The organism is Streptomyces polyasparticus (assembly GCF_014493765.1).
In the GTDB taxonomy this organism is placed as follows: Bacteria; Actinomycetota; Actinomycetes; order Streptomycetales; family Streptomycetaceae; genus Streptomyces; species Streptomyces polyasparticus.
Genome location: NZ_JACTVJ010000010.1, coordinates 184,888 through 197,114 on the forward strand (window position 1 = coordinate 184,888; position 12,227 = coordinate 197,114).

The following is a 12,227-nucleotide window of genomic DNA, read 5'->3' on the forward strand; positions in this document are numbered from 1 at the left end:
GGGCACCGATGGGGCTGAGTGGTGCCCACGACCAAGGGGGGACCGCACCCTGGGAGTACGCTCGTGCGTTTCACCACCACCGTCGCCGTGACCGCCGCGGCTCTGCTGTCGCTGTCCGCCGCGGCCGCTCAGGCCGTCGAGGCGGATCCCGAGTACCCGAGGGGCAACCCTCCGGCCACCAACTGCCTGCCGTCCGTGTACAACCCGCCGACCGGGCAGAAGGACAAGCCGGCGGGGCACTACTACGACGACGCCCCCGACCGGAATGTCGCCTGGTGGTTCTTCGCCCAGTCGGGCACCGGCACCCTGACGTTCTCCCCGGAGGCCCTGGCGGAGATCGAGCGGCTGAACGGGAAGGTCGAGGCGATCTGCCCGGTGGGCGGGCTCAAGGGCGGCAAGGGCGTGTGGACGCCGGTCGGCGCCGACGGCTACAGCAACATCAACCTCCTGAACGGCCGTATCTGGTACCCGGGCGGCTGGAAGATCACCAACCCCAAGACCGGCCGCTCGCACCGGGTCGACGGGTTCTGGCTGCACGACTTCCCGTTCCTCACCAAGGCGAGCGCCAACGCCTATGTCGACGACAAGCGGGTGCCGCACGAGATCGAGATGGCGCACTACAACACCGTCGACGTGTTCGCGAACCTGCTGAGCCCCCGGCTCAACCAGGGCACGTTCACCCTCGGGCCCACCAACTGGAAGTTCCTGCTCTCCGAGCAGTACGCCAAGGAGCTCAACGAGATCCTCGGCGCGAAGCTCAAGCCCGGCACGCACGTCCTGACCCTGGAGATCAACGCCAGCGTCCTGCCCGGCCAGAACATGCCCCTCAAGCCCGGCCTCCAGAAGGACGAGCCGGGCACACGCTAGCCACAGGCCCAAGGCCACCGCGAAGTCGAAGCGATACCAGGCGACTTCGTGGTGGCCTTCAAGGGCCTCGCCGGCCTTAGGGTGACGGGATGCGGTGGCTCGAGGTCCGACGGCATGCGCCGACGAAGAAGGGCGCCGCCCGCGGCCGCGGTTCGCACCTGTCCGCCCACGGAGTCGCGCTCGCACGCACGGCCGGTGCGGACTCGGGGCCGTTCGCATCCGTGGTGACCAGCGCGTCACCCCGGGCGATCGAGACCGCCATCGCCATGGGATGGGCCGTGGACGACACCGTCGACCTGCCGTCCGGCTACGTCGAGGGCGAAGTCGCCCACCATGACCAGTGGACCTGGCCGCAACCGTACGTCCGCTACGCGGAGTTGATCGGCGCTCGGGGTGGGCTCGCCGCCGTCGCGGCCCGGCACCGCGGCCTATGGATCGAGGTGGTCCGCTCCGTGCCGGACGGCAGCGGGGCGCTCATCGTCTCGCACGGCGGCTCCATCGAACCGGCGCTGGTCGCCGTCCTGCCCGCGGCGGATCACGCCTCCTGGGGCGCTCCCTTCAGCCACCTGGACGGCGTGCGGCTCGACTTCGAGGACGGCCGCTTCATTCGGGCCCGTATGCGCCGTGCCCCCGCCTGACTCCGGTGGCGAGGTGCGTCAGGACGCCGCCTCCCGCAGTCGGGCGTACTCCTCGGCCATCGTCTGTGCCGTCCAATGCGCGTTCAGGCCACTGGGGTTGGGCAGGACCCATACCCGGCTGCCGCCGATCGTCCGGTCCTGCGGGCCGATCTTCGCGGTGCGCTCCCCGAACGCCGCGCGGTACGCGGTCACCCCGACCACCGCGAGCCACTGGGGCGCGAGCCGCTCCACCTTCGCTTCGAGGATGCGGCCGCCCTCCACGTACTCCTCGGGTGTCAGCTCATCGGCCCGCGCCGTCGCCCGCGCGACGACATTGGTGATGCCGAGGCCGTACGAGAGCAACTCCCGCTGCTCGGAGGGCTGGAGCAGACGCGGGGTGAAGCCCGACAGGTGGAGCACCGGCCAGAAACGGTTGCCGGGGCGGGCGAAGTGGAAGCCCGAAGCGGCCGTCAGGAGGCCGGGGTTGATGCCGCAGAAGAGCACACGAAGACCGCCCGCCACCACGTCGTCGACGACGCGGTCACGGGCGGCCTCGAGTTCCGCGCGGGAGTACCTGGTCAGAGGATCGCGCCCGGGGTGTACGCGGCAGCCTCGGGGTGCTGCTTGACCAGCTCGTCGATCCGGGCGACCACGACACCGACCTGGTCGGCGGCCGCACCCGTGAACGACAGCTTGTCCGCCATCAGTTCGTCCAGCTGTGCACGGTCCAGCGGGATGCGCTCGTCGGCGGCCAGCTTGTCGAGCAGCTCGTTGCGCTCGGCGCCCTGCTCGCGCATCGCGAGCGCCGAGGCGACCGCGTGCTCCTTGATCGCCTCGTGCGCGACCTCACGGCCCACGCCGCCGCGCACCGCGCCCATGAGGACCTTGGTGGTGGCGAGGAAGGGCAGGTAGCGGTCCAGCTCACGGGCGACGACGGCGGGGAACGCGCCGAACTCGTCGAGCACGGTCAGGAAGGTCTCCAGAAGACCGTCGAGCGCGAAGAACGCGTCGGGCAGCGCGACCCGGCGCACCACCGAGCAGGAGACATCGCCCTCGTTCCACTGGTCGCCGGCCAGCTCGCCGGTCATCGACGCGTAGCCGCGCAGAATGACCATCAGGCCGTTGACGCGCTCGCAGGAGCGGGTGTTCATCTTGTGCGGCATCGCCGAGGAGCCGACCTGGCCCGGCTTGAAGCCCTCGGTGACCAGCTCGTGCCCGGCCATCAGGCGGACCGTCTTGGCGATCGAGGACGGCGCGGCCGCGAGCTGCACGAGCGCGGTGACGACCTCGTAGTCGAGGGAGCGCGGGTAGACCTGGCCGACGGAGGTGAAGGCCTGGCCGAAGCCGAGGTGCTGCGCGATGCGCTGCTCCAGGTCGGCCAGCTTGCCGGCGTCGCCGCCGAGCAGGTCGAGCATGTCCTGGGCGGTGCCGACCGGGCCCTTGATGCCGCGCAGCGGGTAGCGGCCGAGCAGCTCCTCGAGGCGGCCGAACGCGACGAGCAGCTCGTCGGCGCCGGTCGCGAAACGCTTGCCGAGGGTGGTGGCCTGCGCGGCGACGTTGTGCGAACGGCCCGCCATGACCAGCTCGGCGTACTCGGCGGACAGCTTGCCCAGGCGCGCGAGTACGGCGACCGTACGGTCCCGCATCAGCTCCAGGGAGAGGCGGATCTGCAGCTGCTCGACGTTCTCCGTGAGGTCACGGGAGGTCATGCCCTTGTGGACGTGCTCATGTCCCGCCAGGGCGTTGAACTCCTCGATACGGGCCTTCACGTCGTGCCGGGTGACCTTCTCGCGCTCAGCGATCGAGGCCAGGTCGACCTGGTCGAGTACGCGCTCGTAGTCGGCCAGCGCCTGCTCGGGTACCTCGATCCCGAGGTCCTTCTGCGCGCGCAGGACGGCCAGCCACAGCTGGCGCTCCAGCTTGACCTTCTGCTCGGGGGACCACAGGGCGGCCAGCTCCACGGAGGCGTAGCGGCCGGCCAGAACGTTCGGGATGCGGGGCTTCACAGTCACAGTCGGTCATTCTACTGGCCGAACGTGCAGGCCAAACCGCCCGCCCGCTTTGGCGGAAACTACGAGCTCAGGCCGTACGGGGAGATCTACGGCTCAGGCCGTACGGGGAGTGCTATGCACCCCGGCCGTACGGCAAGAGCTATGCGCTCAGTCCGTACGGGGAGAGCTACGAGCTCAGGTCGTACGGGAGCAGCTCGGCGCGCTTGGCGGGCCGGCCGTCACCGGAGCTGCGGCCGGTGAGGCGGCGGCCGATCCAAGGGATCAGGTGCTGCCGGGCGAAACTGACGTCCGCGGCCCGCCGCGCCAGCCACTTCGGCGGAACGGCAGGCGGCAGCGGCGCACGCCAGTCCTCCTCGGGCTCGTACCCGAGGGACTGCCACACGGCCTCGGCGACCCTGCGGTGCCCCTCGCCGGTGAGGTGCAGTCGGTCCACGTCCCACATGCGCTGGTCGGACAGGGTGGCGGCGCCGTACAGGTCGACGACCACGGCGCCGTGTTTGGCCGCGAGCTCGTCCACGTGCGTGAACAGCTCTTCCATGCGCGGGCGGAAACGCTGCTGCACCGGGCCCTGTCGGGCGGGGCTGCGCATCAGGACGAGCTGCTTGCAGGAGGGCGCGAGCTTCTCGACGGCCTCGGTGAGCCGGTCGCGCACCATCACCATGTCGCACTTGGGCCGCAGCGTGTCGTTGAGGCCGCCGACCAGGGTCACCACGTCGGCGCGCATCGCCGAGGCGACGTCGACCTGTTCGTCGACGATCTGGGAGATGAGCTTCCCGCGCACGGCGAGATTGGCGTACCGGAACCCGGGCTCGACGCGCGCCATCCGCAGGGCGAGGAGGTCGGCCCAGCCGCGGTAGCTGCCGTCGGGCAGCAGGTCCGACATGCCCTCGGTGAAGGAGTCGCCGACCGCGACAAGACTGGTGTACGTGGCATTGATCTGCATGGCGCGAGTGATGCTATCCCCTCGCTCAGCAGCCTGCCGAGCACCCCCGCAGAGCGCTGAGACGCAGGTCACACGCAGGCGTGTTACGGATCGCCGGGCTGCCTCGTCACGTGGGTGAAGGCATCGCAACCTACCGAGGAGCACATCATGGAAGCGCGTCTGAACCCCATGGGTCACCAGGTCCCGATGAAGGCCCTGAAGCACATCATCGCGGCGGGCAAGGTCCTTGAGGAGTCCACGCTGCCGCGGGCCACGCAGGAGCTGGTGAAGATCCGGGCCAGCCAGATCAACGGCTGCTCGGGCTGCCTCGACATGCACCTCAAGGAGGCGGCCGCAGCGGGCGAGACCCTGATCCGGCTGAACCTCGTCGCCGCCTGGCGCGAGGCCACCGTCTACACCGATGCCGAGCGCGCCGCCCTGGAGCTGACCGAGCAGGGCACCCGCATCGCGGACGCGGCCGGCGGCGTCCCCGACGAGGTGTGGGCGAACGCCGCCAAGCACTTCGACGAGGAGCAGCTGTCGGCCCTGGTGATCGGTATCGCGATCATCAACACCTTCAACCGCCTCAATGTCATCACCCAGCAGCCGGCCGGCCACTACGAGGTGGGCCAGTACTGAACGGCCGCCATGGGGGAGTGCTCACCCCAGGGCGAGCACTCCCACGGTCTGGTCGCCGCTCGTCTCGCCGGTGAGGGTGAAGCCGAGGCCCCGGTAGAAGCCCTCCGGGCCGTCCGGGCCCGGGTGCCACGTCGAGTACAGACTCGTGCCGCCGCGCCGGCGGACCTCCTGGGCGACCGCGTCGACCGCGAACCGGCCGTATCCGCGGCCCTGTTCACCGTCCGCGATGTTCAGGCGCCACAGGCCGGACCTGACGTCCGCGGGGTCCTCATCCCTCCACTGGATGTCGAGGAAGGCCATCACGAAGCCGACGGCCTTGTCCCCGTCCATGATCAGTCGGGGCCAGGCCGTCTCCTGGTGCACATAGGCCTCGGCCAGGGACTTCACCACCGGAGCGACCAGGTGTTCCTGGTCGCTCCGTACGCGGATCGCGAGCGCGGAATCGAGGGTGGCCGGCGTGATCTTTTCCAGTCGGAGGGTCATGCCGGAAACCCTATGGAGACCGTCAACCGGTTATTCCGGCCGACGGCTCCGGGCCGCTCACTGCGACGGGGCGTCACACAGGCTGCCCGAACAGCTCCCGCAGCACGTCCTCCATGGTGACGAGCCCCGCGAGGCGGCCGTCCGTGCCGAGCACCGCCGCCACATGCGTACGGCTGCGGCGCATCGCGGTCAGCACGTCGTCCAGCGGGGTCGTCTCGCGGACCCGGGCGATCGGGCGCATGTCCTGTACCTGGAACGGCAGATCGCGCGGCTGGACCTCCAGCGCGTCCTTCACGTGCAGATAGCCGACGATCCGGCGCGCATCGTCCACCACGGGGAACCGGGAGAACCCGGATTCGGCCGACAGCCGCTCCAACTGCTCGGGTGTCACACCGAGGCGCGCGTACGTGACCCGCTCCAGCGGCAGCACGACATCCTTCACCGGGCGGTTGCCCAGCTCCAGCGCGTCGTGCAGGCGCTCAGTAGCGCGGTCGTCGAGCAGGCCCGCGTCGCTGGAGTCCTTGACCATACGGGCCAGTTGATCGTCGGAGAAGGTCGCCTCGACCTCGTCCTTCGGCTCCACGCGCAACAGCTTGAGCAGCACGTTCGCGAAGGCGTTGATCGCGAAGATCACCGGGCGCAGCGCCCGCGTGAGCGCGACCAGCGGCGGGCCGAGCAGCAGCGCCGACTTCACCGGCTCGGCGAGCGCGATGTTCTTCGGGATCATCTCGCCGAGCAGCATGTGCAGATACGTGGCCACGGCGAGCGCGATCACGAACGAGATCGGGTGCACCAGGCCTTCCGGCACGAAGCCCACCATGTCGAAGACCGGCTCCAGGAGATGGGCGATCGCGGGCTCGGCGACGATACCGAGCACCAGGGTGCACAGCGTGATGCCGAGCTGGGCCGCGGCCATCAGATGCGACACGTGCTCCAGGCCCCACATGACGGCGCGGGCCCGCCGGTCGCCCTGTTCGGCGTGCGGTTCGACCTGGCTGCGGCGCACCGAGATCAGGGCGAACTCGGCACCCACGAAGAAGGCGTTGACGACCAGGGTCGCCAGACCGATGAGGAGCTGTACGGCGATCATCGCTGCGCCTCCTCAGGGGTCTCGTGCAGGGGTGTGTGCATCAGGACGCGGGCGGCGCGGCGCCCTGTGGCGTCGACGACGTCGAGGCGCCAGCCGGCCACCTCGACGCTGTCGCCGGCGACCGGGATATGGCCGAGCTCGGTGGCCACCAGACCGGCGAGCGTCTCGTACGGGCCGTCCGGCGCGCGCAGGCCGATTTTCTCCAGCTGGTCCATGCGGGCGGAGCCGTCCGCCGAGAACAGCGCGCGGCCGTCCTCGTCCTCGCCGGCCGGGGCCAGATCGGTGGTCTCGTGCGGATCGTGTTCGTCGCGGACCTCGCCCACGACCTCCTCGACGATGTCCTCGAGGGTGGCCACACCGGCCGTACCGCCGTACTCGTCGATCACGACGGCCATGGTGCGCTTGCCCGAGAGTCGGTCGAGCAGCCGGTCCACGGTCAGCGACTCCGGCACGAGCAGCGGCTCGCGCATCAGCTGCGCCACCGAGCGGCGCGTCCTGAGCTCGGCGGGCACGGCCAGGACGTCCTTGATGTGGGCGACGCCGACCACCTGGTCGAGCGACTCGCGGTAGACCGGGAAACGGGACAGGCCCGTGGCCCTGGTCGCGGTGGCGACATCCTCCGCGGTGGCCTTCACGTCCAGGGCGATGACCTGGACGCGCGGGGTCATCACGTTCTCGGCGGTCAGGTCGGCGAGGTTCAGGGTGCGTACGAACAGCTCGGCGGTGTCCGCCTCGAGCGCGCCCTCCTTGGCGGAGTGCCGCGCCAGGGCGGCCAGCTCCTGCGGCCCGCGCGCGGAGGCGAGCTCCTCGGCGGGCTCCATGCCGAAGCGCCGTACGGAACGGTTCGCGGTGTTGTTCAGATGGTTGATCAGCGGCTTGAAGGCCAGGCTGAACCAGCGCTGTGCCGTGGCCACCCGCTTGGCGACCGCGAGCGGTGAGGAGATGGCCCAGTTCTTGGGCACCAGCTCGCCGATGACCATCAGGACGATCGTGGACAGGGCGGTGGCGAGCACCAGCGCCACGCTGTCGGCGGCCCCTTGCGAAAGCCCCAGGTCGTCCAGCGGACCGGCGAGCAGTTTGCCGAGCGAGGGCTTGGAGATCATGCCGATGACCAGGCCGGTGACGGTGATGCCGAGCTGGGCGCCGGAGAGCTGGAAGGTCAGCGTCCGTACGGCCTTCAGGGCGCTGTCGGCGCCGCGCTCGCCCTCGGCGGCGGCGCGCTCCAGGGTGGAGCGTTCGACCGTGGTCAGCGAGAACTCGGCGGCCACGAAGACGCCGCAGGCCAGCGTGAGCAGCAGGGCCACGGCGAGCAGGAGCACTTCGATCATCGGGTCACCTCCGTCCCATGATCGGCCAGGGATACGGAGAGTGCGCGATGTCGGGTACTGGGAGGCTCGCCCATGGGCGGACGCTCACACCTTTCGTCGGGAGGGACGCACTGCTGATGCAGTGCGGGTGCCGTGCTGAAGACCCCATCGTAAAGGAATCGCAAAGTAGGCGGTGCTCAAGGTCATGGGGCCGGTTTCCCGCTGATGCGCGGGTCACTCCGCCAGAAAGCCACTTTGCCTGAGGTGCATGCTCACTCCGCGGGCTCGGCGAGCGGCTTCACCCACCGCCGCCAGTGCTCCTCCGGGTGGTAGCCGCCGGCCTCCCAGGCCCGCTGCCCCGACTCGTTGCGCACAAGAACCATGGCGTCGGCCCGCCGCCCGCCGAGTGCCACGAACCGCTCCTCGGCCGCGGCGAGCAGCGCCGAACCGATACCGCGCCGGCGCCGGCCGGGATCCACCGCGAGCCGGTACAGATGGCAGCGCCAGCCGTCGAACCCGGCGATCACGGTGCCGACGAGCTCCCCGTCGAGCTCCGCGAGGATCAGCGCCTCGGGGTCCCGCTCGACGAGCCGCTCCACCCCCGCACGGTCGTCGCTGATGCTCGTGCCCTCGGCGGCGGTCTTCCAGAAGGCGAGTACGGAGTCGAGGTCCTCGGGCCCGGCGGCCCGGATGTTCAGATCGGTCATGCCGTCATCCCATCACCGGCCCGCGCGCTCGTTCCAACCGATTCCGCGATGCGGACAGACGGGGCGAGTCCCGTACGGGTCAGTGCCTGTGCAGCGCCTGGATCACCGGAGCGAACGCTTCCATGTACGGCTCGAGCACGGTCAGATACGAGATCCCGAACTGCTCGCGCTGGTCGAGCAGTTGGCGGGTCACTTCGTCCACGGTGCCCACGGCCAGGATCGGCAGCGCGAGCACCTGCTCCTGTGTGAGATGGGCACTGCGCTGCGCCAGCGCGTCCACCGCCTTGGCCCGGTCGTCCGTGAGCTCCACCAGCTGCAGCAGCAGATTGCGTTCGGCGGGCGGCCCGCCGACGGCGCGCTCGGACTCCTCGTAGCGGGCGATGCGGGCCGCGAACTCCTCGGCGCTCAGTGCCAGCAGAGTGCCGGGGGCATCGGGGGACGAGCGCGCACCGGTGAAGGCCACGGTCGCGGCCTCCTCGGCGGCGAGCCGCAGCACGCGCTCGCCATTGCCGCCGATCAGCAGGGGCGGACCGCCCGGCTGCGTCAGCTGCTCCTTGAGGGGTGCTTCGGCGTACCGGCGCCTCAACTCCCGTACGGTGCGGACGAGATGGCCGACCCGTTCCCCGGGGGAACCCCACGGCAGCGCGGCATCCTCGTGCTCGGCCCGTACATATCCCGTGCCGAGGCCCACCTCCAGGCGGCCGCCGGTCAGCGCGTCCGTCGTGACGATCTCACGGGCGAGCAGGGCGGGGTTCCAAAACCCTGCGTTGAGCACGAAGGTGCCCAGGCGGGGCCGCTCGGTGGCCTCCGCCGCGGCCACCAGGGCGGGAAACGGCGCCGGCATGCCGAGGTGGTCGGGGACGAGCAGGACGTCGTAGCCGAGCTCCTCGGCGCGTCGGCACTTGGCGCGCCAGGCGTCGGCGGGCGCGGTGCCGAGGAAGTTCACGCCGAAGCGGAACGGGCGGCGCATCATGCCTCCTTCATCGGGGCGTCCCTCACCGAAGTGGGCGCCCTATTCGTGCGCGATCGCCGCAAGGACATTCATCCGGGCCGCGCGCAGCGCCGGCAGCAGCGCCGCCGCGAGGCCGACCACGATCGAGCCGAGCACCACCGCGACCATGGTTCCCCACGGAATCGCGAAGGCCGTCATGCCCTCCAGAGCGAGCACCTGCTGGATGGCCACGCCCCACACCAGGCCGAGCGCGATGCCGAGCAGTGCACCGAACACCGAGATCACCACGGACTCCAGCCGGATCATCCAGCTCAACTGCCGCCGCGCCAGGCCGATCGCCCGCAGCAGACCGATCTCGCGGGTCCGCTCGACGACCGACAGGGCAAGGGTGTTGACGACTCCGAGAACCGCGATGATGATCGCGAGGCCGAGCAGGGCGTAGACGAGATAGAGCATGACCGAGATCTGGCTGCGGATCAGCTCTTTGTAGTCGGCCTGGTCGCGCACCTGTACCTGCGGATACGGATCGAGCGCCTTCTCCAGGTCCTTGCGCAGCTCATCGGCGTCGACACCGGAGCCCGCGTTGATGTACACGGCCGAATCCTGGCCGTCCGGCACGTACGCGTCGGCGGTCTCGAACCCGAGGAAGATCCCGCCCTGCGGCCCGAAGGTGCCGCTGCCCGGCAGGTCCGTCAGGGCCCCCACCGTCAGCGTCGCCTTGCGCTTGCCGGGGAACTCCACGGACAGCCGGTCACCGGCCTTGACGCCGTGCTCGGCGGCGAACTCGTGGTCCATGCCCAGGCTGTCGGCGGCGAGGGCGGCCTGAGTGTCACCCGCCGTGTACTCGACCTTCGCCACTTCGTCCAGGCGCGACTCGTACGCGGACGCCGTGGACTCCACCCGTTCGCCGTCCGGCATGGTGAGCGCGATCGGCACGAACCGCTGCCGCACCACGAGCCCCGCGCCGTCCGCGCTCTTGGCGGCGTCGGTCACCTCGGTGGGGAACGGCATGAAGTTGCTGTTCTGCACCACGAAGTCGGCGCCGAGCGAGCGGTCGATCTGCTCGTCGAAGGACTTGGTCATCGAGGCGCTGGCCACCGACAGGCCGCCCACCAGGGCCAGCCCGACCATCAGCGCGGCGGCCGTGGCGCCGGTACGGCGCGGATTGCGCAGCGCGTTGCGCTGGCTCATCCGGCCCACCGAGCCGAACACGGCAGGGAACGCGCCGCCCAGGACCCGGATCACCGGCCGGACGAGGAGCGGCCCGGCGATCACGGTCGCGATCAGGGTGAGCGCCACACCGAGGCCGAGCAGCGAACCCGCCCCCGCGCTGTCCGTGGCCAGGGCGCAGCCGATCAGTGCGGCCGCACCGGCCGCGCCCACGATCGAGCCGACGATGGCGCGGACCGTCAACGGCCGCCCCAGGCCCATGACTTCGATATCGGCGAGCGCCGCCATGGGGGAGACCCGAGCCGCGCGCCGCGCGGGCAGATAGGCCGCGAGGAAGGTGACGCCGACGCCCACCGCGTACGAGGCGACGGGCGTCCCCCAGCCGATGACCATCTCGGTGGCCTTGAGGTTCATCCCGAGCAGGCCCATCAGCTCGATCAGGCCCGCGGCCAGACCGATGCCGGTGGCCAGGCCCAGCGTGGAGCCGACCAGGCCGAGCAGGAGCGCCTCGGTCATCACCGAGCGGCGCACCTGGCGGCGGTCCGCGCCCAGGGCGCGCATCAGGCCGAGTTCGCGGGTGCGCTGGGCGATCAGCATCGAGAAGGTGTTGACGATCAGGAAGATGCCGACCAGGACCGCGATCCCGGCGAAGCCGAGCATCACGTACTTGATCACATCGAGGAAGCCGCCCAGTTCGGCCGCGGCGGACTCGGCCTGCTCGTCCGCGGTCTGCAGCTCGTACGCGCCACCGAGCTCGGCCGCCAGGTTCTTCTTGAGCTGCTCGTCGCTGACCCCGGGGGCCGCGTCGACCGCGATCCCGGTGGCCTTGCCCGGGTCGCCGAGCAGCTCCTGCTGCGCGGTGGCGGTGTCCAGGAACACCAGGGCGGCACCGGGGTTGGTGGTGGTGAACGTGGCGATGCCGACGATCTCCACCTTGAACGAACCGGGACGCGCGAGCACCGTGAGGGTGTCGCCGATCTCGAGGTTCTTGTTGTCGGCGGTGTCCGCGTCGAGTAGCGCCTCGCCGGGGCCCGATGGCTCACGGCCGTCGGTCAGCTCGACCGGACTGCGGTCGGTGACATACCAGTTGGTGGCGATGGTGGGAGCGCCGGTGGTGGGGCCGACCGGCTCGTTCTCGGCGTCGACGACCGTGATGTTCTCGACGCCCACGTCCAGATGCGTGCCCGCCACGCCCTCCATCGAGGAGATCTGCTCGGCGAGTTCGGCGGGCACGGTCGGGACCAGACCGGACGGGATGCCCTCGTCGATGTCCTCCTTGGCCGTGACGGTGACATCGGCCGAGGTCGAGGCGAAGAGCCGGTCGAAGGTACGGGTCACCGTGTCGGAGAAGATCAGGCTGCCCGCGACGAACGCCACGGACAGGATCACGGCGAGCGCCGACAGGAAAAGCCGGCCCTTGTGGGCGAAGAAGCTGCGCAGCGTGGCCTTGAGCACGGCCGC

The 12,227-nt window shown here is 70.4% G+C and carries 12 protein-coding genes; 3 read left to right on the forward strand and 9 right to left on the reverse strand.

The features are described 5' to 3' along the window. The first annotated feature begins 63 nt into the window (after positions 1-63). On the forward strand, positions 64-867 hold the full coding sequence (locus H9Y04_RS20280) for a hypothetical protein (RefSeq protein ID WP_187815348.1): 804 nt from the start codon (positions 64-66) through the stop codon (positions 865-867). 89 nt (positions 868-956) lie between these two features. Further along, positions 957-1,505: a histidine phosphatase family protein gene (locus tag H9Y04_RS20285; protein WP_187815349.1), complete on the forward strand. Its 549-nt coding sequence runs from the start codon at positions 957-959 to the stop codon at positions 1,503-1,505. Positions 1,506-1,523: 18 nt separating this feature from the next. Here the strand turns inward: H9Y04_RS20285 and mug are convergent, their stop codons facing one another. The 3 genes from mug to H9Y04_RS20300 all read right to left on the reverse strand — a co-directional run bounded on the left by mug (position 1,524) and on the right by H9Y04_RS20300 (position 4,439). Continuing rightward, complete coding sequence (gene mug, locus H9Y04_RS20290) at positions 1,524-2,009, reverse strand: G/U mismatch-specific DNA glycosylase (RefSeq protein ID WP_438818123.1); 486 nt, start codon at positions 2,007-2,009, stop codon at positions 1,524-1,526. A 53-nt stretch (positions 2,010-2,062) separates the two neighbouring features. Further along, the gene (gene purB / locus H9Y04_RS20295; protein WP_187815350.1) at positions 2,063-3,496 is read right to left on the reverse strand and encodes an adenylosuccinate lyase; all 1,434 of its coding nucleotides are present in this window, start codon (positions 3,494-3,496) and stop codon (positions 2,063-2,065) included. Positions 3,497-3,662: 166 nt separating this feature from the next. Beyond that, positions 3,663-4,439 (reverse strand): SGNH/GDSL hydrolase family protein, encoded by a 777-nt coding sequence (locus H9Y04_RS20300; RefSeq protein ID WP_187815351.1) that lies wholly within the window; start codon positions 4,437-4,439, stop codon positions 3,663-3,665. A 147-nt stretch (positions 4,440-4,586) separates the two neighbouring features. Between H9Y04_RS20300 and H9Y04_RS20305 the strand changes: the two genes are divergently transcribed. After that, entirely contained in the window at positions 4,587-5,057 is a 471-nt protein-coding gene (locus tag H9Y04_RS20305; RefSeq protein ID WP_187815352.1) for a carboxymuconolactone decarboxylase family protein, read from the forward strand. A gap of 21 nt (positions 5,058-5,078) precedes the next feature. On the opposite strand, the gene H9Y04_RS20310 is transcribed toward H9Y04_RS20305, so the two are convergent. The 6 genes from H9Y04_RS20310 to H9Y04_RS20335 all read right to left on the reverse strand — a co-directional run bounded on the left by H9Y04_RS20310 (position 5,079) and on the right by H9Y04_RS20335 (position 12,221). Further along, positions 5,079-5,540, reverse strand: coding sequence for a GNAT family N-acetyltransferase (locus H9Y04_RS20310; RefSeq protein ID WP_187815353.1), 462 nt, complete (start codon positions 5,538-5,540; stop codon positions 5,079-5,081). Between the two features lie 73 nt (positions 5,541-5,613). Further along, the gene (locus H9Y04_RS20315) at positions 5,614-6,630 is read right to left on the reverse strand and encodes a hemolysin family protein (RefSeq protein WP_187815354.1); all 1,017 of its coding nucleotides are present in this window, start codon (positions 6,628-6,630) and stop codon (positions 5,614-5,616) included. Next, positions 6,627-7,958 carry a hemolysin family protein gene (locus H9Y04_RS20320; protein ID WP_187815355.1) on the reverse strand — a complete coding sequence of 444 codons (1,332 nt, stop codon included), beginning with the start codon at positions 7,956-7,958 and terminating at the stop codon, positions 6,627-6,629. The genes H9Y04_RS20315 and H9Y04_RS20320 overlap by 4 nt, the downstream gene beginning before the upstream one ends. Before the next feature lie 251 nt (positions 7,959-8,209). Next, positions 8,210-8,644: a GNAT family N-acetyltransferase gene (locus H9Y04_RS20325; protein ID WP_187815356.1), complete on the reverse strand. Its 435-nt coding sequence runs from the start codon at positions 8,642-8,644 to the stop codon at positions 8,210-8,212. A gap of 79 nt (positions 8,645-8,723) precedes the next feature. After that, positions 8,724-9,614, reverse strand: coding sequence for a TIGR03621 family F420-dependent LLM class oxidoreductase (locus H9Y04_RS20330; RefSeq protein WP_187815700.1), 891 nt, complete (start codon positions 9,612-9,614; stop codon positions 8,724-8,726). A gap of 42 nt (positions 9,615-9,656) precedes the next feature. After that, positions 9,657-12,221, reverse strand: a complete 2,565-nt coding sequence (locus H9Y04_RS20335) for an ABC transporter permease (RefSeq protein WP_187815357.1) — start codon at positions 12,219-12,221, stop codon at positions 9,657-9,659. Positions 12,222-12,227: the final 6 nt, after the last annotated feature.